At 70.4% G+C, this 23,210-nt stretch carries 18 protein-coding genes and 1 tRNA gene; 6 read left to right on the top strand and 13 right to left on the bottom strand.

Translation table 11 applies throughout. The annotated features are described in order from the left end of the window. The 6 genes from GV007_RS12275 to serS all read right to left on the bottom strand — a co-directional run. Positions 1-1,219 (bottom strand): LCP family protein (locus GV007_RS12275; protein ID WP_160072951.1); only part of this gene is annotated, 1,219 nt, incomplete at its 3' end. Between the two features lie 117 nt (positions 1,220-1,336). Further along, positions 1,337-2,686: an LCP family protein gene (locus tag GV007_RS12270; protein WP_160072949.1), complete on the bottom strand. Its 1,350-nt coding sequence runs from the start codon at positions 2,684-2,686 to the stop codon at positions 1,337-1,339. Between the two features lie 29 nt (positions 2,687-2,715). Next, positions 2,716-2,803: transfer RNA gene (locus tag GV007_RS12265), tRNA-Ser, on the bottom strand. A gap of 100 nt (positions 2,804-2,903) precedes the next feature. Beyond that, positions 2,904-4,343 carry an LssY C-terminal domain-containing protein gene (locus GV007_RS12260; RefSeq protein ID WP_160072947.1) on the bottom strand — a complete coding sequence of 480 codons (1,440 nt, stop codon included), beginning with the start codon at positions 4,341-4,343 and terminating at the stop codon, positions 2,904-2,906. An 8-nt stretch (positions 4,344-4,351) separates the two neighbouring features. Further along, complete coding sequence (locus tag GV007_RS12255) at positions 4,352-5,188, bottom strand: HAD family hydrolase (RefSeq protein ID WP_236558485.1); 837 nt, start codon at positions 5,186-5,188, stop codon at positions 4,352-4,354. Beyond that, the gene (gene serS, locus GV007_RS12250; RefSeq protein ID WP_160072945.1) at positions 5,185-6,450 is read right to left on the bottom strand and encodes a serine--tRNA ligase; all 1,266 of its coding nucleotides are present in this window, start codon (positions 6,448-6,450) and stop codon (positions 5,185-5,187) included. The genes GV007_RS12255 and serS overlap by 4 nt, the downstream gene beginning before the upstream one ends. Positions 6,451-6,535: 85 nt before the next feature. On the opposite strand from serS, the gene GV007_RS12245 reads away from it, so the two are divergent. The 3 genes from GV007_RS12245 (at position 6,536) to GV007_RS12235 (ending at position 8,554) form a co-directional block, all read left to right on the top strand. After that, positions 6,536-7,702, top strand: coding sequence for a diacylglycerol/lipid kinase family protein (locus GV007_RS12245; RefSeq protein ID WP_160072943.1), 1,167 nt, complete (start codon positions 6,536-6,538; stop codon positions 7,700-7,702). A gap of 165 nt (positions 7,703-7,867) precedes the next feature. Continuing rightward, positions 7,868-8,116, top strand: a complete 249-nt coding sequence (locus tag GV007_RS12240) for a helix-turn-helix domain-containing protein (protein WP_160072941.1) — start codon at positions 7,868-7,870, stop codon at positions 8,114-8,116. A gap of 123 nt (positions 8,117-8,239) precedes the next feature. Continuing rightward, positions 8,240-8,554 carry a DUF6907 domain-containing protein gene (locus tag GV007_RS12235; RefSeq protein WP_160072939.1) on the top strand — a complete coding sequence of 105 codons (315 nt, stop codon included), beginning with the start codon at positions 8,240-8,242 and terminating at the stop codon, positions 8,552-8,554. On the opposite strand, the gene GV007_RS12230 is transcribed toward GV007_RS12235, so the two are convergent. Next, a complete protein-coding gene (locus GV007_RS12230) occupies positions 8,551-8,856 on the bottom strand; it encodes a hypothetical protein (protein WP_160072937.1) in 306 nt (101 codons plus the stop codon). The two genes, GV007_RS12235 and GV007_RS12230, sit on opposite strands and share 4 nt — an antisense overlap. Before the next feature lie 251 nt (positions 8,857-9,107). On the opposite strand from GV007_RS12230, the gene GV007_RS12225 reads away from it, so the two are divergent. Beyond that, entirely contained in the window at positions 9,108-9,431 is a 324-nt protein-coding gene (locus GV007_RS12225; RefSeq protein WP_160072935.1) for a DUF6907 domain-containing protein, read from the top strand. On the opposite strand, the gene pheA is transcribed toward GV007_RS12225, so the two are convergent. Continuing rightward, entirely contained in the window at positions 9,428-10,375 is a 948-nt protein-coding gene (pheA, locus tag GV007_RS12220) for a prephenate dehydratase (RefSeq protein WP_160072933.1), read from the bottom strand. The two genes, GV007_RS12225 and pheA, sit on opposite strands and share 4 nt — an antisense overlap. 67 nt (positions 10,376-10,442) lie before the next feature. On the opposite strand from pheA, the gene pgm reads away from it, so the two are divergent. Further along, a complete protein-coding gene (gene pgm / locus GV007_RS12215; RefSeq protein WP_160072931.1) occupies positions 10,443-12,071 on the top strand; it encodes a phosphoglucomutase (alpha-D-glucose-1,6-bisphosphate-dependent) in 1,629 nt (542 codons plus the stop codon). A gap of 104 nt (positions 12,072-12,175) precedes the next feature. On the opposite strand, the gene GV007_RS12210 is transcribed toward pgm, so the two are convergent. Continuing rightward, complete coding sequence (locus GV007_RS12210) at positions 12,176-14,683, bottom strand: zinc ribbon domain-containing protein (protein ID WP_160072929.1); 2,508 nt, start codon at positions 14,681-14,683, stop codon at positions 12,176-12,178. A gap of 69 nt (positions 14,684-14,752) precedes the next feature. Then, positions 14,753-15,685 (bottom strand): M15 family metallopeptidase, encoded by a 933-nt coding sequence (locus GV007_RS12205; protein ID WP_160072927.1) that lies wholly within the window; start codon positions 15,683-15,685, stop codon positions 14,753-14,755. Between the two features lie 147 nt (positions 15,686-15,832). Here GV007_RS12205 and GV007_RS12200 point away from each other — a divergent pair, with 147 nt between their 5' ends. Further along, complete coding sequence (locus GV007_RS12200; RefSeq protein WP_160072925.1) at positions 15,833-16,120, top strand: GNAT family N-acetyltransferase; 288 nt, start codon at positions 15,833-15,835, stop codon at positions 16,118-16,120. A gap of 655 nt (positions 16,121-16,775) precedes the next feature. Here the strand turns inward: GV007_RS12200 and eccCa are convergent. From eccCa to GV007_RS12185, 3 genes are read right to left on the bottom strand one after another with little or no spacing between them, the layout of a single operon-like run. Continuing rightward, a complete protein-coding gene (gene eccCa, locus GV007_RS12195) occupies positions 16,776-20,747 on the bottom strand; it encodes a type VII secretion protein EccCa (RefSeq protein ID WP_160072923.1) in 3,972 nt (1,323 codons plus the stop codon). After that, the gene (locus GV007_RS12190) at positions 20,744-21,859 is read right to left on the bottom strand and encodes a hypothetical protein (protein WP_160072921.1); all 1,116 of its coding nucleotides are present in this window, start codon (positions 21,857-21,859) and stop codon (positions 20,744-20,746) included. Before GV007_RS12190 ends, eccCa begins: the two co-directional genes overlap by 4 nt. Beyond that, on the bottom strand, positions 21,856-23,190 hold the full coding sequence (locus GV007_RS12185; protein WP_160072919.1) for an EsaB/YukD family protein: 1,335 nt from the start codon (positions 23,188-23,190) through the stop codon (positions 21,856-21,858). The genes GV007_RS12190 and GV007_RS12185 overlap by 4 nt, the downstream gene beginning before the upstream one ends. Positions 23,191-23,210 lie beyond the last annotated feature (20 nt).

The following is a 23,210-nucleotide window of genomic DNA, read 5'->3' as shown; positions in this document are numbered from 1 at the left end:
GGGTCGCGACGGGGGCGTTGGGGTCGACGGGCGCATCCGTCGCCGCATCCTCGCCGGTCGTGCCATCGCCGGCAGTCCCGTCGTCGGCGACCGCGCCTTCATCGCCCGGCGCTCCCGCGACGGACAGCGGCTGATCCGCCGCCAGCAGGTCCCACATGGCCGTCGCATCCGGCTCAAGCGGAATGACCCGCGAACCGTCATAGTCGGCCGTCGGCAGCTGCACGAACGAGATCTTCGAAAGGTCGACCTTGTTGAGCGCCGAAGCCATGCCCATGAGCGTCGGGACATCGGCGAGCGACTTCGTCATCTTCATGTTCTGCGTCGCCGCGACCCCAAGTCCGTAGAGCTTCGTCGGGTTCGCGAGCGTGCCAGCGCTCTTCACCTCGCGGATGAGGGACGAGAGGAACACCTGCTGGTTCGCGATGCGCTGCAGGTCGCTGCCGCCCACGCCGTGGCGGGTGCGGAGGAACTTCAGCGCATCCTCGCCCTGCAGCGAGTAGTTGCCGGGCTGCAGGTAGAGGCCCACGTAGTCGTCGCTGATCTCGTTCGCCACGCACACGTCGACGCCGCCGACGGCGTTCGACATCTCGATGACCCCAAGGAACTGCACCATCGCGGCGTACGGGATGTCGAGGCCGCTCATCGACTCGACGGTCTCGACGACGCAGCCCATGCCGCCCTCGCCGAGGATGCTGTTCATGGGCACCTCGTAGCGTTCCTCCATCTGCACCCCCTCGTCGTTGGTGCACGCTGGCTGGTCGACCATCGTGTCGCGAGGGATGCTGACGACGGAGGCGTGCGTGCGGTCCGCCGAGACGTGCAGCAACATGTTCACGTCGTTGAGCACCCCGGAGGCCGCCTCGTCGCCTTCCCCGTACTCGGCACCCTGGCCCGTGCGGTCGTCGCTGCCGACGAGGAGGATGTTGAAGCCGCCCTCGATCTCGTCGAACGCCACGGGCGGCTCATCCCCACCCGGGTCTGGCAGCAGCTGCAGGTTGCCGCCGAGGTTCGCCGCCGCGATCCCGCCGATCGCGAGCAGGCTCACGAGCGCCGCGGAGAGGGCGACAAGCAGCCCCTTGCCGAGCGAGCGAGCGGCGGAGGTGACGGGCAGGCGGCCATGCTGGGCGACCCCGCCACGCGCATCCGGATGCAGGATGCCATCGTCACCGGCACGGTCGAAGCGCTGAGCGCTGCTTCCCCGTCGTCGAGAAGTCGTCACAGGTGCGGGCCTCCCCCGGAGCGTACGTCGAGTTCGTCAGCATAAGGCGCGCGAACATGGATCTCCTGACCCCGCGCAGGACGCCAGCAGACACGGGTGGTCAGGAAGCGTCGATGCTCAGAACAGCGACGAGCTCGCGTTGGAGCATGACTCCTCGTCGGCCCGCTGGCCCGCCAGCGTGGGCTGCGGCACGGCACTCGTCGGCGGTGTCTCGACCGGCAGCCCCGTGGCGGGGTCGACGGGGATACCCGTTGCCGGGTCGATGGGGAAGCCCGTCGTCGGGTCGATCTCCCAGCCAGTGGCCGGGTCGATGGAGACCGTCGCGCTCGGGTCGGCCGGCGTCTCGGTGGGCTCTGGTGCGCCCGCGACCTCCAGCGACTGGTCGGTGCGCAGCAGCTCCCACATTGCGGAGGCGTCCGGTTCGAGTGGCTGCACTCGCGCCGAGTCGTACGCGGCGGTCGGCAGCTGCACGAAGGTGATCTTGTCGAGGGGCACCTGCGAGAGCGCCATCGCCATGCTGACAAGCGTGTTCGGGTCGGTCAGCGAGCTCGACATGGTCATGTTCTGCGTGGCCGCGACGCCCAGGCCGTACAGCTTGACGGGGTTCGTGAGCGTTCCCGCGCTCTTCACCTCGCGGATGAGCGCCGACAGGAACACCTGCTGGTTCGCGATGCGGGTCAGGTCGCTGCCGTCGCCCACGCCGTGGCGGGTGCGGAGGAACTTCAGCGCATCCTCGCCCTGGAGCGTGTAGTCGCCCGGCTGCAGGTACAGACCCACGTAGTCGTCGCTGATCTCGTTCGCCACGCACACGTCGACGCCCCCGACGGCATTCGACATCTCGATGACGCCGCGGAACTTCACCATCGCCGCGTAGGGGATCTCGATGCCGCTCATCGCCTCGACCGTCGACACGACGCAGTTCATGCCGCCCTCGCCGAGGATGCTGTTCATGGGGACCTCGAAGGCCTCCTCCATGGCGACACCCTGGTCGTTGGTGCAGGCAGGCTGGTTCACGATCGTGTCGCGGGGGATGCTGACGACGGAGGCGCTCGAGCGGTCCTCCGCGATGTGCAGCAGCATGTTGACGTCGTTGAGCACGCCGTCCGCGTCGGCTTCGCCCTCGCCGAACTCCGCGCCCTGACCGGTGCGGTCGTCGCTGCCGACGAGCAGCACGTTGATGCCGCCCTCGATCTCGGCGAAGCTCGCCGGCTCTTCCGAGCCTGACGGGTCGGCGATGTCGAAGGTCGTGACCTTCGACTGCAGGTTGATCCACGCGAGCGCACCGACGAACATGACGCTGACGAGCGCGACGCAGAGGGCGATCGTCCCGGTCTTGACGACCGAGTTCGTGGGCGTCGTCACATGCTGCTTGCCGTGCCGCGCGGAGGTCACCTTCGGGACCTCCTCCTGCACGCCCTTGCCCGGAACGTAGCCGCGTCGAGCGCGGGATGGTCCGGGATGCGTCACAGGCGGTGTTCCTCACGTCAGGGTATTGGTGGCGGAGGGCGTGGGATTCGAACCCACGAGACATTGCTGCCCACTGGTTTTCAAGACCAGCTCCATCGGCCGCTCGGACAGCCCTCCAGAAGCACTCAGACAACGATTCAGTATCGTTTTCGAGCTCTTCGCGTGTCCATGGTAACCGAAAGTGAAATATCTGGTTACCCGGACGATACCCGCAGACTCACGAACGCTGCCGCGAGTACTGACGCGCCGGCTTCCCTGACAGAGCCAGCAAGGACAGGATATCCAGAGCGGTGAACGCGAGGGTAGTGCTGAACCTGATTTCCTCATCCCCAGCCCACCAGCCGCCGAACTGCAGGGCGATCGACCCGGCCGCGTAGAGCAGCAGCGTGATGCGCGCCCAGTTCACGCCACGCAGCACGAGGATGCCGAGCAGCAGCGTCGAGGAGACGACGATCCCGCCAACGACCATGCTGGCGATCCAGGCCGGCTCTGCGAGGGCCGCCGCGTCCGTCCCGGAGAGCTCGGCATCCTTCAGCACCTCGCGCATGCCATCTGGCCCGATGAGCGCGAGCACGCCGAAGAAGAGCAGAGCGAGCAGGGCACGACCGAAGACGACGATCGCGCCGAACGTGATGGTGATGGGGCGCCCGTGTCTGCGCACCTCCTCGGCGACCGAGCTCTCGATGGGGTTCGAGGCGCTCATCGCCTCGAAGGCGGCGCGTTTCTCGGTCGAGCGCGCCGGGAGAGTCGAGTCGCGGGGAACGGGCTCGCGGCGACCTCCGGGAGCGCCGCTGGCCGAGGGAAGCAGCACGGGCTCGGAAACAGTCAGCGGCGCATCGGAGGTGCTCGGCAGCTGCAGCACCGGCAGGTTCCCGTCGGTGCGGATCGAGTCGCCGCCGCCGTTGCGCGAGTGGTAGCCCGTCGAGAAGTCCTTGAGCACCGCGACGGACGCCTGCGGTGTGCCCTCGAGCACTGTGGCGACGATATGGTCGCGCTCGATGTCGGTGTCGGCATCGATCTTGTGCGTCACCTGCAGCGTGAAGAGCGAGAAGCCGACAGCACGGTCGAAGGTGCCGGCCGCGAGCCAGTCGACCCGGGTGCCGCCGGGCAGCAGCCAGCCGTCCGGGCACTTCCAGAAGCGCACGTGGTGCCGCTTCGCCGGGTTCCCCGCGACCTCCTGCTGGTAGGCGAAGTCCTGCTGCCGACCGAAGAGGAACAGCGGGCTGACCGGCGCCTCGTGGTAGCTGCGACGGGTGACCGTCGAGGAGATGATGCCGAGGCTCGTGCGCAGCGAGATGTCGTCGGCGCGCGTCCAGCCGGCGGCGCGCATCGCATCATGCAGCTCGGCCTCGTGTCCGAGCAGCCCCAGATTGATGGGGTCGCCGAGCAGGCCGTCGCTGGTCCGCGCCCTGCCGATGAAGTAGTCGGGCACGTACACGGTCGTCAGGATGCGGTGGATGCGCGGCAGGACGAGGTACGCGAGCAGGCCCCAGAAGGCGAGCAGCAGGAGGATCCCCCACCAGCCGACCTGGAACGAGTCATCGGCGACGAGCACTGCGAGCCAGATCGCGGCGAGTCCCGCGAAGACGAAGAAGAAGCCGTCGAGCGCTTGGCCGATGGCGGCGAGCGGGCGCCTCCGCGGCACGTCGACGGTCATGCCGTCGCCTAGCTGAGCCTGCTCAGTGCCACGCCGAGGCCGTCGTGCGCGAAGTCCGGCGCGAGCACCGTGCCAGCGTCGATGACCTCCTGCGGGGCGTCGCCCATGGCGATGGCCGTGCCGCCGTTCGACGCCCACTGCAGCATCTCGATGTCGTTGCGCCCGTCACCGGCGACGACGACCCGGTTCATCGGGATGCCGAGCTCGCGGCGCACCCGCTCGAGCGCCGTCCCCTTGTTGACGCCCTCCGGCGCGATGTCGAGCCACGCGGTCCACCCGACGGAGTAGCTGACCTCGTGCAGGCCGAGACGCTCGATGACCGCCGTGAACTCCTCGATCGAATGGTCCGGGGAGATGACGACAAGTCGCGTCGCCTCAGCGTTGAGGAGCCCTTCGAACGGGACCTCCTCGCCGCGCGCCTCGAAGCTCCCATCGGGGAAGTGCCCGCTGTACTTGAACACACCCTGCGGGTCCTCGACCGCGAACATCGCGTTCTCCAGCGCTCCCCGCAGGCTGACGAGCACTTCGGTGGGGTCGAACGTCTCGATCCAGCGAGTCGCGTACCCGCCCTGCGCGACCGCGTCGCGCTCGAGCGTCATGGCACCGTTCGCGGACACATGGAACTGCGAGTCGAGGCCGAGCCGCTCGGCGATGGGTCGCGTGTCAGCCCAGCTGCGGCCGGTGGCGAGCATCACCTCGTGCCCCGCGGCCTGCAGCCGCCGAACCTGCTCGAACGTCGCGTCCGGGATCGCACCGTCGATGCCGAGGATCGTGCCATCGATGTCGAGCGCGACGAGCATCCGCTCGCCCGCAGCGCCCTGCTGTGGCAGGTTCACCGCGCTCACTTGACTGGCTCCATGACCTCGAGGCCGCCGAGGTAGGGACGCAGCGGCTCGGGGATGGCCACAGACCCGTCGGCGCGCTGGTGCGTCTCGAGCAGCGCCACGAGCCAGCGCGTCGTCGCGAGCGTGCCGTTGAGGGTCGCAGCCGGCGCGGTCTTGCCCGACTCGGTGCGGTACCTCGTCGACAGGCGACGCGCCTGGTACGTCGTGCAGTTCGAGGTCGAGGTGAGCTCGCGGTACGCGTCCTGGGTCGGAACCCACGCCTCGACGTCGAACTTGCGAGCCGCCGAGGAACCGAGGTCGCCAGCGGCGGTGTCGATGACGCGGTAGCTCAGGCCGAGCGACTGCAGCACCTCCTCCTGCCAGCCGAGGAGCCGCTCGTGCTCCGCCTCTGCGTCCTCTGGCTTCGCGTAGACGAACATCTCGAGCTTGTTGAACTGGTGCACGCGGATGATGCCGCGCGTGTCCTTGCCGTGCGAACCGGCCTCGCGGCGGTAGCAGGTCGACCAGCCGGCGTAGCGCATCGGCGCCGCCTCGATGTCGATGATCTCGTCGGAGTGGTAGCCCGCGAGCGCCACCTCGCTTGTGCCCGTCAGGTAGAGGTCGTCGTCCTGCAGGTGGTACACCTCGTCGGCGTGCTCGCCGAGGAAGCCCGTGCCGCGCATGATCTCCGGCTTCACGAGCGTCGGCGTCGTGAGCATCACGAAGCCGTTGCGGATCGCGACATCGAGCGCATACGTCATGAGGGCCAGCTCGAGGCGGGCGCCGATGCCGCGCAGGAAGTAGAACCGCGCACCGGAGACCTTCGCCCCGCGCTGCATGTCGATCGCCCCGAGCAGCTCCCCCAGCTCGAGGTGATCGCGCGGCTCGAAGTCGAACGCCGGGCGCTCGCCCACTGTCTTGAGGACCTCGAAGTTCTCCTCGCCACCCGCCGGCACGCCCTCGATGACGAGGTTCTGGATGCGCCCGATGGCCGCATCCGCAGCCGCGCTCGCCTCGTTCGCAGCCTGGCTCGCCGCCTTGACGCTCACCGCCAGATCCTTCACCGAGGCGAGGATCGCCGGCCTCTCCTCTTTGCTGGCCTTCGCGACCAGCTTGGAGGCGGCGTTCTGCTCCGCGCGCAGCCGCTCGAACTCGGAGATCGCGGACCTGCGAGCAGCGTCAGCCTCGAGCGCCGCATCGACCGTCGAGGGGTCGTTGCCGCGCGAGATCTGAGAGCGCTTGAGGAGGTCGGGCTGGTCACGGAGAAGCTGGGCGTCGATCACGGTCCAAGCCTAGTCGTCGAGGGTGCCGCGAGCGGAGGAGCGCGTTCGCCGCAGACGCACACCGCCACTGACTTAGGCTCACTGCATGCCGCACACCGCCCGACAGGGTTCAGACAAGCTCGCCGCCATCGTCGTCAACCCAGTGAAGGTCGATACAGAGGCGCTTCGCGCGGCCGCTGCAGAGAGCGCGGAACGGTACGACTGGCCGGAGCCGCTGTGGTTCGAGACGACCGCGGATGACCCAGGAGCCGGGCAGACGAAGGAGGCCATCGAAGCTGGCGCGACGATGGTCATCGCCGCCGGGGGCGATGGAACCGTTCGGCTCGTCGCCGAGACGCTCGCGGGCACCGACGTCGCACTCGGCGTGGTCCCGGGCGGAACCGGCAACCTCCTCGCGCGCAACATCGGCATCGAGGTCGCGGGAGGCGTGACCGACACGGTGTCCGAGATGGTGCAGAACGCATCCACCCTCCTGCCCGGCGCGAAGCCCTCCACGCTCCCCATGACGACGCTCGCCCGCGCCGTCGAGGTCGCCTTCGGCGGTGTGGATGCGCGCATCGACGTCGGCTGGGCCGCCGTCGAACGCGAAGACAAGACCCGCGAGCGCATGGCCTTCACCGTCATGGGCGGCGTCGGCGTCGACGCCGGGATGATCGCGAACACCTCGGAGGACCTCAAGAAGAAGGTCGGCTGGGTCGCGTACCTCGGCGGCATCGCCCGATCCGTCGCCAACGGACCGAACTTCCACCTGCGCCTCCGCGTCGACGGCAAGACGCATGCGCGCTCGCTTCGGGCGGCCACCGTCATGGTCGGCAACTGCGGACTCATGCCGGGCGGACTCCACCTGCTGCCCGACGCCGAGATCGACGATGGCAGACTCGACCTCGCCATCATGCGGCCCAACGGCCTGATCGGCTGGCTGCAGATCTACGGTCGCCTCGTCGTGCAGTCCGGCATCATGCGGCGCACCGATGTCGGCAGGCGCATCCTCCTCGAGGGCCGCAAGCACGTGCGTGCCCTCACCTACGCGCAGGTCGAGGAGGTCACCTTCCGCCTCGACTCCGGCCCGGAGGAGTTCGAGGTCGACGGGGATGCGGCAGGGCAGATCACCGCCGCTCGCATCTGGATCGAGCCAGCAAGCCTCACAGTGCGCACCCCGAAGCCCATGCCCGAGAACGAGGGGCTCCGCACACTCGCGCGTCGCCTTGGCATCACCGGCCCGGAGAACAGCCCGAGCCGCCCCTCGCTCTAGGAGCCGACACGCCCGGACCCCGCATTGATGGGCGTCAACTGCGCGTATCCCAGCTCACTTGTGCCATAGAACGGCCCGTTTCGCTTGACCATGGCCCGTTCGAGGCAGAGAATGCTACTTATAACTCTGTAGACTCATGAGTAGCGGCATTCCATCATTTGGGGCATGGTCGGTGAACTCCAGCGAAGCGTGGGCAAGAACATCCGTCGAATCCGCCTCTCGCGCGGTATCAGCCAAGAGGCGCTCGGCGATGTCGTGGGGCTGCACCGCACCTACATCGGATCTGTCGAGCGCGGCGAGCGCAACATCACGCTGCAGACGCTCGAGGGCATGGCGGAACTGCTCGGCGTACCACCGATGGAGCTCCTCGCCGACGCAGCCGACGCCGGGCCGACAGCAACGCCGGTCGCCTAGCTCCGCGCCTCAGGCCCCGAACTGGCGGCCGACCGGACCCTGCTGCCGCGGGGCGAAGAGAACAGATCTGTGCCGGGTCTGCTCGACGCCCATCCGCTGACTCGCGAACACCTGGAGCGATCGATGAAGCACCCCACCGGCATGAGCCCTTGCCCCACCTGGTGCGTCTCACTGCACCTCGACGGCGAGACGCTGCACTACGGCGAGAGCGCCGCCATCGAGCTCCTGCAGCGACCCACCTCCGCCGAGCTGCGCTTCCGCCCCGAGGTGCCAGCCACCCCGACGACGCTCGAGCTGGTCACGCACCGGGAGGCAGGCGAATCGGAGACCTGGGTGGCCGTCCTGCGCGACGGGGCAGCCGTCCTCGACCTCACCGCAGCCAGCGCCGCACGGCTCGGCAGCACCCTGCAGGCGCTCGCCGGGGACACCAGCGCCTAGTTCGAGTCGACGCCGCCGTCGCTCCCCGAAGCGTTTTCGGAATCCTCGTCCTCGGCGTGCCCGCGCCGACGCATCCAGACGACGAAGGTGATGAGCAGCACGACGATGAGCGCCGAGAGGACTGAGATCGTGACGATGGCCGCCTGAGGAACAGACTGCTCAGTCGCCGTCTGAGCTGCCGCTATCTCGGTGGCATGCGCCGCCGCTGGCTCCCAGGAGACCAGCACGGCGGCGAGGGCTGCTGCGACGAGCAAGCACGCGGTCCGCAGCAGATGCCTCGGACGCAGAGTGGTGGGCGACATGGCTGTCTCTCCTCCAGACACGAGAATGCACGCGATCCCAGGCCGGGGCGGGCACCCAAGTCTCTCAGAGGCGTTCGCTCCGGACCTGGACCTGGACCTTGCGGCGCGGGGCCCGGCGCCCGGGCGGGCGCGAAACGTCGGTGGTCGCCTCTACGGTGTCAGGACAGACCGAGTACGCCACACGCGACGACTCTCCCGGCTGTGCCGGACCGGGAGCGAGATCGTCGCACGCAAGCAGGGAGACCCCACGCATGAGCACGACATCCGGCACGCAGCCATGCCCAGAGTGGTGCGTCGCATTGCACCTCGACGCCGACGAGACCCTGCACTACAGCCTCAGCCGCGAGGTGTCGGTCGTGTCGCGAAGGCCGCCCCGCGAATCCCCCGACGAGCGACAGCACGCCTTCGCGGTCGACACGCTTGTGCTCGTGCAGCATCAGGAAGCCAACGAGCGCGTCCCGTGGCTCGCGCTCCTCCTCCACGACGGGCCTGTCCTCGACATCACCGTCGACAGCGCACGACGCCTCGCGGCGAGCCTGCTCGAGAGCTGCGGCCCGGAACCCGGCTCGTGCTAGCCGCGCAGAGAGTGCAGCCAGTCGACCGCTTCCCCGAAGTGCTCGTCGCCCCACTTGGGGTCGACGACGACCGGCTTCCGGTCGGCACGCGGATACGAGCCGAGGAAGATGACGTGCGGACTGAACCGGCGGAGCCCGAGCAGCGCATCCGCGACCCTCGCGTCGTCGATGTGGCCATCCAGGTCGAGCACGAAGCGATAGGAGCCGATGCGGTCAGGCAGCGGACGCGAGGTGATCATCGACAGGTTCACGCCGCGAGTCGCGAACTGCTCGAGCATGACCATGAGCGATCCCGGGAACTCCTCAGGCAGCTCGACGATGAGGCTCGTCTTGTCGGCGCCCGTCCTGGCCGGCAGCTCGCGGCTCAGACTCACGAGCGCGAAGCGCGTGCGCGCCATCTTGTTGTCCTGGATGTTCTCCGAGAGCACCGAGACGTCGAAGCGGTCCTCGACTCCCCGCGGCGCGATAGCGGCGTCGATGTCGCCCCGCTCATCGAAGAGCGCATTGACGCTGGCGATGTTCGAGTTCGCGGCGACGTGCTCGTGGCCCGGGACGTGGGCGTGGAGCCACCTGCGGCACTGCCCGTACGCCACTGGGTGCGCCGAGACCGTGCGGACATCCTCGAGACGGGTTCCAGGGCGCACCACGAGACTGAAGGAGATGGAGACCTCGTACTCCCCCGCGATCCGGAGCCCCGGAATCGTGGCAAGCGCATCCTGCGACGCCGTGACCCCACCCTCGATGCTGTTCTCGATCGCGATCATCGCCGCGACACTGCGACCCGTCGTCACGTCGGCGAGCGCCTCGCCGACGTTGCTCACCGGCCGCCAGTTCTGCCCCCGGGCCGCCTCGACCTGGCCGAGCGCAGCCTCCGTGAAGGTGCCCGCCGGCCCGAGGTAGGAGTACGTCTCTCGCTCATCTGGCACGGCACTGGCTTCGGTCATGGAGATCAGCCTATGCCGATGCTCGACTTCCTCCCCACGAGACACCTCGCGGTGCCAGACTGTGGACATGCACGATCGCGCTGGCAGCCTCGCCCTTGAATCTGACCTCATCGATCTCGACGCACTCATCGCTGCGTACGCCGAGAAGATCCCCGACCCCGCCGTCTCGACGCAACGCGTCGCGTTCGGCACGAGCGGCCACCGCGGCTCGAGCCTCACCTCGTCCTTCAACGAGACCCATATCCTCGCCATCACGCAGGCCATCGTCGAGTACCGCGAGGCGCAGGGCATCACGGGCCCGCTCTTCATCGGCCGCGACACGCACGGGCTCAGCGAGCCGGCCGAGCGCAGCGCCCTCGAGGTGCTCGTTGGCAACGGCGTCACCGTGCTCGCCGACCTCGACGACGAATGGGTGCCGACCCCGGCGCTGTCCCACGCGATCATCCGCTACAACGCGGACCCTGCCAACACCGAGCAGGCCGACGGCATCGTCGTCACCCCGAGCCACAACCCTCCCCAGGACGGCGGCTTCAAGTACAACCCCCCGCACGGCGGGCCGGCAGACAGCGACGCGACCGGCTGGATCGCGAACCGAGCGAACGAGCTCATCGAAGCGGGCCTCGACGGCGTGAAGCGCGGCACTCCCGACACGAGCAACGTGGGCCGCCACGACTTCAAGGGCGACTATGTGCGCGACCTGAAGAACATCATCGACGTCGACGCCATCAAGCGCGAGGGCGTGCGCATCGGCGCAGACCCCCTCGGCGGCGCCAGCGTGCGCTACTGGCAGGCCATCGCAGACGAGTACGACCTCGACCTCACCGTCGTGAACCCGGACGTGGACGCGCGCTGGCCGTTCATGACGCTCGACTGGGACGGCAAGATCCGCATGGACCCGTCGTCGCAGTCCGCGATGGCCTCCGTGCTCGCGCGCCGCCACGACTACGACATCCTGACCGGGAACGACGCCGACGCGGACCGCCACGGCATCGTCACCCCGGACGCGGGCCTCATGAACCCCAACCACTACCTGGCCGTGGCCATCGACTACCTGTGCGCGCACCGACCCGAATGGTCGGTGACGGCAGGCATCGGCAAGACGCTCGTGTCGAGCACCATGATCGACTTCGTCGCCGCCTCGCTCGGCCGCACGCTCGTCGAGGTGCCCGTCGGGTTCAAGTGGTTCGTGCCCGGCCTCATCGACGGCTCCATCGTGTTCGGCGGCGAGGAGTCCGCGGGGGCCTCGTTCCTCCGCAAGGACGGCACCGTCTGGACCACCGACAAGGACGGCATCCTGCTCGCTCTCCTGGCGGCAGAGATCATCGCCGTCACCGGGAAGACCCCGTCGCAGCGCTACGAGGAGCTCGTCGCGGAGTTCGGCCGACCCGCCTACGAGCGCGTCGACGCCCCGGCCACGCCGGCGCAGAAGGCCGTGCTCGGCAAGCTCGACGGCGACGCGATCTCCGCAGTGGAGGTCGCCGGCGACCCCATCACAGCGCGCCTCAGCCACGCCCCCGGCAACGGTGCGGCGATCGGCGGGGTGAAGGTCACGACCGCAAATGCGTGGTTCGCGGCCCGCCCATCCGGTACCGAGGACGTGTACAAGATCTACGCAGAATCGTTCAAGGGGCCAGAGCACCTGAAGCTCGTGCAGGCAGAGGCCAAGGCGATCGTCGACGCGGCTCTGGGCTCCTAGCAGCACGTCCCCGCCACGAAGAACGCTGCCTGCGTCTCGCACCCCCGGTCAAGCTCGGGAGGTGGGAGACGCAGGCAGCGTTCCTCGTTGTGCCGGTTGGGGCGCTACTGGCCTGCGGCGGGGGTCGGGTTGGTCGCGCTGAGGCGTCCGGCCTGACCGACTCCAGCCGAGTACTCGACGCTGACGATGTCGCCCGATGCGTTGAAGCAGGTCACGCCGGTCTCGAACGTGATCTCGCACACGAACTCGCCGAGCACCACGGGTGAGTTGTAAGGCTGCACGACGGCGCCCTCGGTCGGGATGTCCGCCGTGAGGCAGGGGAACGTGTAGCCGTTCGAGTCGAGACCGACCACGACGCCGGTCGCTCCTGCTTGGCAGGCCTGCTCCGGAATCGGGAAGTCCACCGTGTACTGCTGGCAGGTGACGCCCGTCTCCGGGGTGATCTGGCAGCGGATGTTGCCGGTCTCGCTTGTGAACGTGACCGGGGCGAAGTTGGTGTCGGCAACCGCGGCGGGGCCGGCGGGTGTCGTCGGGTCCTCGGTCGCTGGCTGTTCCGCAGCAGTCTCGCTCGCAGTCGGATCGCCGCCCGCCACCGGGTCGTCACGGTTCGCGCCGACGACGTTTCCGATCATGATGGCAGACAGGATCAGCAGGATCGAGCCGACCACCGAGAGCGCGATGACGCCGAGACGGCGACGGTTGCGGTTGTCGAGGCCGCGGACCGCCGCACCCATGCGACCGCCGCCACCCCCATTGCCGCCGCCGAGGGCCGCGCCGACTCGGTCGAACGGGTTGCGCTCGGAGGGCTCGAGGTCGGGTCCATCGCCGACCGGTCCAGCGGAGGCGGGCGAGGTCGGCGGGGCTCCCGCGGGTGCGGCAGACGCCTTGGCGGCCCGAGCTGGCCGGCGAGGCGCGCGCGGTCCAGCGGATGCCGGTGTCGACGGCTGCTCGCTCCCGTCGTCCTCATCGAACCAGCTCGAGAGGAGTTCCTTGGCCGGGTCCTGCTCGCGCTGGCCGTCGTCGGACCGCGGCGGTCGGGCCGTGGCCTGCGAGGCGGGCCCTGATGCAGCTCCGGCGGCGCCGGCTGCTCCGGCGACACCCGCAGCAGCAGCGCCAGCGGCCCGCCGATCGCGGTCGTCAGCAGGAGCCTGCTCGAATCCCGGGTTCGCGCCCTGTCGCGGCAGCGCGCGAGTCGCCGGTTCGGCGTCTGGCTCGTTCCCGGCCACAGATGGCTGAGGGGCCTGGGGTGGCCGCGGGGCCGATGGCACTGGCGGGGTCTGCGCGCCTGGCGCGCCGAAGAGATCAGCCGCATCCTGGCGCTCAGACTCTTGGGCCCCTCCGAAGCTCTCCCGGGTTCGCGAGGGCAGCGGCACGATGCCGGTCTGCTCGAAGTCGCGAGAGACGATGGGACGATCTGAGTCGTCGAGGACGCTGCCGTCGCTGCGTTCTCCGGCGAGGAGCTCGTCGAAGGCGCTGCTCGCGGCAGGCGCCGCACGCGGCGGCTCCCCAGGCACGACTGCCGGTCCGCTCGGGAAGACAGGGGCTGCGGATGCACCCCGGAAGGGGTCCCCGGTCGCCGGCATCGGCGGTGGAGAGGGGACGACTCTCGGCGAGGGAGCAGCCGGCGGGTCGGCGCGGAAGGACGGGATCTTGGGGCTGCTCACGGGAGCCTGCGGCGCAGCAGTCGTGGCCTCGCTCGGCTCCGCGTTCGCGGCTGCTGCCGGCGTGGAGTCGTCGGCACGCTCCGGTGGGCGTCCGAACTGCGGCGCCGCGCTTGCCGGCACCGAGGGAGCGGGCTCTGCAGGGGCTGCGGGCTCGGCCGGCGCGGCAGGCGCCGAGGCCACGGGAGCCGGATCGCCAGTGCCCTCGAGGTCGGAGAACCAGCTCGGGACTCGACCTCGGGACTCGTCGTCACTGCCAGAGGCAGCTCCGGTCGGGCCGGCGGCGCGTGTCGGCGTGCTCATAGGAAGCACGTCGAACTCCGTGGTCGGCGGCTCGAATGCGAACGCGTCGCGAACCGGACCCGTGGCGCCCGGCGCCGCGGGAGCATCCGCTGCGGCCGGCGTCGAAGCGGGCGTCGGCTCCTCGACGGGGAGCTCGACCGCTGCGGGAACGGCCGGCTTCCGCGGAGCCGCGGGGGTCGGCGGGGTCGGGGGAACGATAGGCTCCGCCGCTACCGGGTTCGGGGCAACGATGTCCCGCTCACCCGTCGCACGCAGGTCAGGGTTGAACCGGCGGCGCGAGCGGAGGTACGACTGCGGCTCTGGGGCAGCCGACTCGGCGTCGTCAGCCTCGTCGTCGTCAGCCTCCGGTGCGCTCGGCGACGCGGCCTTCGGCCGGTACCGTGCGAAGAAGTCATCGCCGTCGCTCGGCGGTGGGGTCGCCTGCTGCGCTTCCTCGCGAGCACGACCCACCACCTCGGAGGGCGGAGCGGGCGCGGAGGCGTTCCAGCGGAACCCGCCAGCACCGATATCCGCGGGACGGCGAGGTGCCGCGTTGCTGCCTTCGCCCTCAGTGGCGCGAGGACGCGCGACCGTCAGCTTGGTACCGCACTCGGCGCAGAATCTCTGTCCGACCTGCGCTTCGGCACCACACGTGGGGCACGTTGCCATCTCGACCTCCTGGTCTTGGAGTGCTTCTGCTTTCAAAGCTCTGGCAGAACTCTACCGAGCATCGTCTTCTCAGTAGCCCGGTGCCGCGGGAGCGGCAAGGAATTCCTCGTACGTCGTCGCGCCTGCCGCCTGCATAGCGGCCGATGTCTCTGTGCCCACGTAGCGGTAGTGCCAGGGCTCGAACTCGTATCCGGTGGTCGCCGTGGCGCCGTCGGGGAAGCGCAGGATGAACCCGAACCGGTGCGCGTTGGCGGCCAGCCACTGCCCCCCGGCGGTCGTCGAGAAGCACTGCTCGAGAACGCACCCCTCGCCCTGTGAGGAGATGTCGGCGGCGAGCCCCGTCTGGTGCTCGCTGTAGCCGGGTCGGGCCGAGGTGAGGTCGGCGGCCTCCTGCCCCAGCTCAGCGACGTAGCCGTTGTACAGCTCCGTCTGCAGCCCGTAGTCGCGGTACCCGCTGGTCATGTCGAGGGTGAGGCCGGCTTCGGCGCTGGCCGCCGCGAACATGGTCTGCACTGCGGTTGCCGCTTCCGAGCGGAGCGAGTGGCCGTTGGCGGAGGGGACGCCGATGTCGGACATCGCCACGAGGTCACCCGGCGCATAATCGGCCGGTGCGAGCGGGGTCTGCTTGTTGACGAGCACCGTGATGCTGTTGGGATCCGTGATGTTCAGGGCCGCCGCAGGGGGCTGCGTCTCCGTCGGGGTGGGGTCTGCCGTCGGGGTGGACTCCGGTGTCGGTGTCGTTGTCGCCGAAGCAGAAGGGGTCGTGGGCGGCGTCGTGGATGCGATCGTCGGCACGTTCGCATCCCCGTTCGATGCTGCGGTGACGGCCCAGTAGACGAATCCACCGCCGAGCAGGACGACCACGGCGAGCGCTGCCGCGGCGATCTTCCTGTTGCGGCGAACCCGCGCGGAGACTCCCCGCTTGGTGCGCTCCGTTCGCTCAGCGCGCTCCGCACGACGCCCCTGGTCGTCGGGTGCTTGGCCCTGCTGCTCCTCAGTCACCGGTCAACCCTCGCACAGCCTTGCGCACGCACCCCAGGGGCTGGCCGAGTGGCGCGGATACAAGGGACGGCCTCGCCGCGAGCGGCGCACGGGTCTGACACAGCCGACATCGAGGTGGCTGTTCGCGGCACGGCGTAGCCTCTGGCCATGTCAAACACCGTCCAGCACCAGCAGGATCGCTCGCGCTTCGCTCTCAACGACGGCGACGGCAACGAACTCGGCTATCTGAGCTACGTCACGACGGCCGACGCGATCGTCATCGACCACACCGTCGTCGACCCCGCCTACCAGGGGCAGGGGCTCGCCGCCGTCCTGACGGATGCGGCGCTCACGACGCTCGGCGAGCAGTCGGCCCTCACGATCGTGCCGCAGTGCCCGTACGTCGCCTCGTTCATCCGCAAGAACCCCCAGTTCCAGGCCCTCACCACTCGCTGATTTCGGCGCGTCGTAGCCGCACGCGCATCCTGCCCGCACGCGCCGCCCGCCGCGCGCTGTCCTCATCTGCTCTGCCCTGCCCTGCTCTGCCCTGCCCTGCCCTGCTCTGCTCTGCTCTGCTCTGCCCTGCTCTGCTCTGCTCTGCCCTGCTCTGCAAAAGTCAGCCAGACGCACCCTCCTGCCTCGGCCAACCTGCATCTGGCTCACTCTTCCCCGTCGCCCCGCACGCCGCCTGCGCACACGGCAGCTCCCCGCACCCACGCCCGCTCCTGCCCAGCCCGCGCTCGCCACGCCCGCTCCTCTGCCCTGCCCTGCCCTGCCCTGCAAAAGTCAGCCAGACGCACCCTCCTGCCCCGGCCAACCTGCATCTGGCTCACTCTTCCCCGTCACCCCGCACGCCGCCTGTCGCCTGCGCACACGGCAGCTCCCCGCACCCACGCCCGCTCCTGCCCAGCCCGCGCTTGCCGCAGCCACTGCGCTGTTCTGCCCTGCCCTGCCTCGCCTTGCCCCGCTCAGCTCAGCTCTGCTCTGCTCTGCTCAGGTCAGGTCAGGTCAGGTCTGCAGAAGTCAGCCAGATGCATCCTCCTGCCCCAGCGAACCTGCATCTGGCTCACTTCTTCAGATGGCAGGGCAGGGTTTGGCGGGGCAGGGGGGGTCAGAGGGGCTCTGGGAGGTTCGCGAGCTGCACGACCGCGGGCGCCTCGCCGCGGCGCAGGTACTTGCCGCGCCCCGGGGGCATGCGCTCGGCGTAGACGCGAGGCGCGATCTGGCCCTCGCTGCGGTCGCCGGAGAGCAGCAGCAGCGCCCCGCCCGTGTCGCGCGTGCTCTGAAGGAAGGGCGCGTACATGGCCCTCGTCGAGCCAGCAACGGGCCTCGTCACGACGATGTGGATGCCGAGGTCTCGCGCTGCGGGCAGGTGCGGCACGAGCGCGCCGAGCGGGTCCGTGCCACCCGCCGCGACGATGTCGTAGTCGTCGACGAGCAGCACGACCCTCGGCGTCTTGCGCAGCTGCTCGGCGGTGCGTCCGGGACGCTCGGCGAGCTCGCTCGCGATGGAAGCGGCGAGCCCGCTGGCCTGGGCGGCCGACCTGGCGTGCGCCGCGAGGTACTCCTCGGGGATGACGCTCGGCACCTTGCCCCGCGGGTCGACGACCGCGATGGCGAGCTCGTCCGGCGTGAACCGCTCGACGAGCCCCTTCGCGATGACGCGCAGCGCCGTCGACTTCCCGCTCTTCGCGTCCCCCAGCACAACAAGGTGCTGGTCGGAATCGAGGAAGTCCCAGAGGGCGGTATCCATCGTGTCCTGTCGGAGCCCCAGGGGCACGGCCGTCGGCTCGTCGGCGGCGTCCGGGAGCGTCGATGGGTCGATGGTGTTCGGCAGGAGGCGGATGGGGGCCGCCGCGGGCCCGTTCCAGGACTCCGCGGCGCGCGCCGCGAGCTCCTCGAGGGCCTCGCCGATCTGATCCGGGTCGACCGCTTCGAGCGCCGGGAGGGCGAACTGGGCGAGCGTCTTCGCGTCGGTGAGGGCGCGTCCACGGGAGTCGGCTGGCACAGACTTCGCGAGCTTCCGGTCGATGGCGGAGTCGGCCGGGTCGTTGAGACGCAGCTCGATGCGCGTGCCGAAGAGGGACTGGTGGGCCATGCGCAGCTCGCTCCAGCGACCGAGCGTCACGACGAGGTGGATGCCGTAGCTGGAGGCCTGCAGCATGAGCTTCGTGAAGGGGCCGTCGAGGTGTTCAAAGTCCTGCCGAAGCGCGCCGTATCCGTCGACGAGCAGCACGATGTCGGCGGTCGGGAGCTCCGGCAGCTTCCCGGCGGCGTGCATGGCCCGCAGCTGCGCCGTGCTGTCGATGCTGTGGCGTTTGAAGAGCTCCTCGCGCATGCGGAGCATGGCGGTGAGCTCCTCGACGAGGCGCACGAGGCGCGAGTCATCGCCCCGAGCGGCGACGCCGCCGACGTGCGGGAACGCTTCGAGCCTGCGGAGCCCACCACCCGTGAGGTCCATGCCGTAGATGCCGACGGCCCCAGGCGACCCGCTCAGCGCGAGGGAGGCGGCGATCGTGCGAAGCCCGGTGCTGCGCCCCGATTGCGGCCCGCCGATGATGGCGATGTGCCCGCCGGACTTGGTGAGGTCGAGCACCCAGGGTTCCTGGCGCTGGTTCGCGGGCTCGTCCTCGACGCCGACGACGATGCGCAGCGGATGCCCGTCGCTCGGGTTGGCCAGGGAGGCCGTGCCGGCGGTCATCGACTCGGCGGCGGGCCCAGCCCCGGCGGCGAAGGCCTCGCCAAGCGAGATGCGCTCGGCGAGCGGCGGCAGCCACACCGGCCTCACCTTCTGCGGTCGGTCGAGCTGCGCGACGAGGTCGTCGATGAGGGTGCGTCTCGTCTCCGGTGCACGCAGCACGAGCGGCGCATCCGGGTCTCCCCCGCTCTCGATGCCGTTGTAGGCGGGGACCTCGACGATGCGCGGATGCTCGTCGTCGGAGGCAGGGCGCGCCTCGGCGAGCTCATCGACCGGCCCGGACACGTAGCCGGCATGGAAGCGCTGGTAGACGCTCGTGTCGACCTTCAGGTAGCCGTAGCCGGGGATGGGCGGCAGGTGGAACGCGTCGTTGGAGCCGAGGACCACCTGGGACTCCGCCTCGCTGAAGGTGCGCAGTCCGAGTCGGTAGGAGAGGTAGGTGTCGAGTCCCCGCAGCTTCCCGCCCTCGATGCGCTGGCTCGAGAGGAGCAGGTGGACGCCGATGGAGCGGCCGATGCGGCCGATCTGCAGGAAGAGGTCGATGAAGTCGGGTTCGGCGGTGAGGAGCTCGCCGAACTCGTCGATGACGACGAACAGGTGCGGCATGGGCGCCAGCTCGGGGCGGGTGCGGCGCAGCTCGCGGTAGTGGGAGATCGAGGGCGATGAGTCGGCGCTCTTGAGGAGCTGCTGGCGGCGCACGACCTCACCCTGCAGGGAGGCCTTGGCGCGGACCGTGAGCTGCGGGTCGTCTGCGAGGTTGTCGATGAGGCCGGCCAGGTGCGGCAGGCCTTCGAACGGGGCGAAGGCGGCACCGCCCTTGTAGTCGACGAGGATCATCGCGAGGTCCTCCGGCGGGTGGGAGACGGCGAGCGACAGGATGAGGGTGCGCAGCATCTCGGACTTGCCGGACCCGGTGGCACCGATGCAGATGCCGTGCGGGCCCATGCCCTGCTGCGCGCTCTCCTTGAGGTCGAGGTGCACGGGTCGCCCTTGATCGTTGACGCCGAACGCGACGCGGAGGAACTCCGCTGGCTGCCGTGGCGCCCAGACGCGGTCGAGGGAGACGGGCCTGTCGAGGGGCACGCCCAGGATCTCGGCGATGTCTGCGGCTGGGCCCTCGTCGTCGCGAGCGCCTGCTGCCGCGAAGGTGCGTTTCGCGGCGAGGGTCCTTGCGAGGCCGTCGAAGGCGGTCGCGGTGAGCTCGTCGGCGTCGAACTGCACCGTGCGCTGTCCGCTCCCGCCGGCATCGTGGGTGAGGCGCGCGGGCCCGTCCGCGTCGAGCTCGATGCGGACGTCGACGTCGTCGGGCTCGTCGAGGCGATCGTCGATGAGGTGGATGACGGTGACGCCGATCTCGCTCGGCGTGTAGCTGCGGTCGGGCAGCTGCAGCGGGCGGGCGGGCTCGCCGTGGCGGTCGTCGATGACGACGAGGCTGGTCAGCGCGGTGGCCTTGCCGCCCCGCCGCCGCGCGGCGGCCGCCGTCTGCGTGCGGTCGAGGAGCTCGCTGCCGAGCACTGCGGCGAGCTGCCGCAGCTCGGGGGCGACGCGTCGCGCGGGCACGGGCCCGTCGAAGAGCCGCGGGTTCTGCGCGTGCGGCAGCAGGTCGAAGCCCCGCCAGTCGTCGCCGCGATCTGGGGCGAAGGCGGCCGCGAGCTGCACGTCGTCGGGCAGCTGGTGGCTTGCGAGCTGGGCGACGACGCCCCGCGCGAGGGGCACGGTCCGCTCCCGCGGGCCGATGACGGCGACGACGGATGCGCCCCGCAGGTCCGCGATGGCGGGCATGCCGGGGATCTCGCTGTGCGTCTCGGCGAGCAGCTGCGCTTCGCGGAGCAGGATGGGGTCGGCGGGCTCGGTGGGTGAATCCTCGGCGGCGACCGCGAGCTGGAACCACGGCACTGTCGCTGTTCCCACGCGCGCCTGCAGGTGGTCGGCGTCGCCTCTTCGGCGGTCCCAGAGGCGCGCGGGGTCGTGAACGAGGGAAGCGAGCCCGCTGCGGTCGGGGTGCACGAGCCTCGCGGCCCGCACCGCATCCGTCGCCTCGTCGCGCAGCTCGCTGCGCTGCCGTTCGAGGTAGTCGAGGTAGCGCTTGCGGCGGATGCGGAGCGCGCGCCCGGCGCGGCCCCGCGCGGAGACGGCGAAGCCGATCCCCGAGACGATCGCGACGACGAACACGATGCCCGCGATGAAGAGGAACAGCGGCTGCCCGTTGCGCATGACGACCATCATCGTCACGGAGGTGAGGGCGCCGACGACCGGCAGGAGGAACTGGAACGGCGTCGCGCTCGCCTCGTCGCTGAGCGTCGGGGGCGAAGCGAGCTGTCTCGCCTCGGGCCTGGGCGCGGGGAAGACGGTGCGCGTGGGGCGGTGGGCGTCGCGGATGCTCACGGTCGCGCTCCTGGTCGGTCGGCGTGGGGTGCTGGCGGGAACACCTGGGCGTGTGCGGGGGCGTGCGGGGGCGCCGACGGGGAAGCCTGAGTCGCAGGAGGCGGAGCCTGAGGCGAGGCTTGGGTCGGGGCTTGAGGCGGGGCCGGGACGCGAGGTGGAGCCTGGGGCGAGACCCGCGGTGGAGCCTGGGGCGAGACCCGAGGTGGAGCCTGGGGCGAGACCCGAGGTGGAGCCTGGGGCGAGACCCGAGGTGGAGCCTGGGGCGAGACCCGCGGCGAGGTCGGGGCCTGGTGCCGCGCCGAGGCCGCGGCCGGCGCCAGCTCAGGGGCGGACGCTGACCCGGGAGCGGGAACAGGCGTGGTAACAGGAGCGAACATGGCCGTTGGAGCAGGCACAGGAGCCGGCACAGGCACAGGCGGCGCGGAGATGCCCGCGGCGGCGTCGATGACCCTGGCGCCGAGGCGCAGCATCCGCACGCCGTCGAGACCGCGCGCCGCTCCTGCTCCCAGCGCCCGGTCGTGCCGAATGAGCACCGCGGGGAACGGCAGCCTGCTGACGAGCTTCTCGGCCGCGATGCCGGCCCTCCGATGCACGTCGACGGCGACGAGCACGACGCGTGTGCGCTCGCCGATGGCGGCGGCGATGTCCAGGGCGTGCTGGATGCTCGCTCGCTCGGCGGTCGTCACGAGGCAGAGCACATGCGAGTGCTCGGCGAGGTCGCGGATGCGCGCGAGCGGGGAGGTGCCCCAGTCGGTGACGGTGAGGTCGTACCGGTCGCTCGAGGCGCGGTGCAGCCGCCACCACGCCTCGACGTCCGCCGGCCACTCGGTCGGTTCGAGCTCGAGGGTCTCGACGCTCGTGCCCTCGAGGCCGCGCTCCGGTCGTGGGCTGGGACCCTGGGCGCTGACGAAGCGGACGCGGTCGTTTCTCGCGGAGGACAGGAAGCGCGCGAGCTCGACGGCGACGGTCGTGCATCCGGAGCCCGGCACCAGCGAGGCGACGCCAACACGTCGGCGGAGCGCGAGGGGCACGGCGGCCCGCTCGCGCAGGTCCTGCAGCTCGGCCGCGCCGCGAGCCGTGAGCGCCTGCCGGAACCCGTCGAGGCGACTCAACGGAAGGCCTCGAGGAGGTCGGCGAAGACGCCGAACGAGCCGAGCGCGAGGGGCACGACCGTGAGCACCACAAGCAGCTCGAGGATGTCCGCCCACTTCCGGAGCTTCGCGGCGACGACCTCGCTGGGCTCCCACGCCGCGGCGGCGACGGCGACGAGCGCCGCGACGCCCGCGATGAGCGCCTTCCCCTCGTCGCTGACGAAAGTCGTCGAGAGCAGCCACAGGGCGGTCGGCACCGCGGCCGCCACCAGGAGGGCGATGCGCGGCGGCGCGAGGGGGAACGTCCGCATGCGGAGCAGCGCGATGACGGCGAGGGACGCGGCGAGTCCCTGCCGCCACGGGTCCTGCGAGAGCAGCAGCTCGGAGAGCGAGAGGAGCGCGACGAGCGACACCGCGATGACGGTCCAGGTGAGCTGCGCGAACGACTCCGCGATCGCCGCCCTGACATCCGACGTCGTAGCACGCGCGCCGCGCATGATGCGGTCGTCGTAGGCGGTGAGCCCGCTCAGCGACAGCGCCGCGCCGGGGAGGAGACCGAGCACAGCGATGGTCAACACGGAGGCGAACACGGCCACGCCGCCGCGGTCGAAGCCCGCCAGATCGATGAAGAACAGCCCCGCGCTGAGCAGCAGCCCGACCCCAGCCCCGTACCTCGCGGAGGTCCGCTGGAAGCCGACACCCCAGACGAGGCCGAGCACGAACCATGCCGCCATCGCCGCGACGAGCACGACGGTCGGCAACGCATCCCAGCCGGCCTCGCGGCCACTCGCCGCTCCGATCTCGGCGGCGAGACCGAAGGCGGCGGGCACGGCGAGGCCGAGCGCAGCGCTCGCCACCCCAGCCACCGCAGCCCGCTGCCCAGACCGCGCCAGACCCGCGCCGGCGGCGGCGAGCAGCGCGACCGCAGCGAGCATCCACTCGGCGGGGAGCGCGAACGCGCCCATGACCCAGAGACCAGCTCCAGCGGCGGCGAGGCCGGCGGCCACCGCGAGCACAGAACGTGTGTGCGCCTGCGTCCAGGCGTCCCGCCTCGCAGCGCCAGCCTCGGTGATGGCGTCCGTGATGTCGATGACCTCGGGCGCCTGCGGCGCATCATCGACGGTCGTGACCCGCAGCAGCGCACCAGGCCGCACGCCCTGCTCTTCGAGGGTCGCGTCGAAGTCGAGGGATGCTCCCGTCAGCGTCGTCAGGGTCAGCACGGCGCCCCCGCTCGGGGTCTCCTCGAGGAGCTCGAGCACGTGCGGCAGCAGCACCCCGACGGGCTCGCTGTTCGGGAGGGCGAGCTCAGCCTTGCGTTCGCTGCCGATGACGGTGAGTCGCGTGTACGACACTCAGTGCTCCTCAGGGGTCG

It is taken from the genome of Pseudoclavibacter sp. 8L, from assembly GCF_902506465.1.
GTDB lineage: Bacteria > Actinomycetota > Actinomycetes > Actinomycetales > Microbacteriaceae > Pseudoclavibacter.
This window is presented reverse-complemented; position numbering and strand designations above follow the sequence as displayed.

Excerpts from the sequence above, each read along its gene's own strand:
- GV007_RS12260 (WP_160072947.1), bottom strand. The coding sequence starts at position 4,343 with ATGACCGTCGACGTGCCGCGGAGGCGCCCGCTCGCCGCCATCGGCCAA.
- GV007_RS12245 (WP_160072943.1), top strand. The coding sequence starts at position 6,536 with ATGCCGCACACCGCCCGACAGGGTTCAGACAAGCTCGCCGCCATCGTC.
- GV007_RS12240 (WP_160072941.1), top strand. The coding sequence starts at position 7,868 with ATGGTCGGTGAACTCCAGCGAAGCGTGGGCAAGAACATCCGTCGAATC.
- GV007_RS12235 (WP_160072939.1), top strand. The coding sequence starts at position 8,240 with ATGAAGCACCCCACCGGCATGAGCCCTTGCCCCACCTGGTGCGTCTCA.
- GV007_RS12230 (WP_160072937.1), bottom strand. The coding sequence starts at position 8,856 with ATGTCGCCCACCACTCTGCGTCCGAGGCATCTGCTGCGGACCGCGTGC.
- GV007_RS12225 (WP_160072935.1), top strand. The coding sequence starts at position 9,108 with ATGAGCACGACATCCGGCACGCAGCCATGCCCAGAGTGGTGCGTCGCA.
- pheA (WP_160072933.1), bottom strand. The coding sequence starts at position 10,375 with ATGACCGAAGCCAGTGCCGTGCCAGATGAGCGAGAGACGTACTCCTAC.
- pgm (WP_160072931.1), top strand. The coding sequence starts at position 10,443 with ATGCACGATCGCGCTGGCAGCCTCGCCCTTGAATCTGACCTCATCGAT.
- GV007_RS12210 (WP_160072929.1), bottom strand. The coding sequence starts at position 14,683 with ATGGCAACGTGCCCCACGTGTGGTGCCGAAGCGCAGGTCGGACAGAGA.
- GV007_RS12200 (WP_160072925.1), top strand. The coding sequence starts at position 15,833 with ATGTCAAACACCGTCCAGCACCAGCAGGATCGCTCGCGCTTCGCTCTC.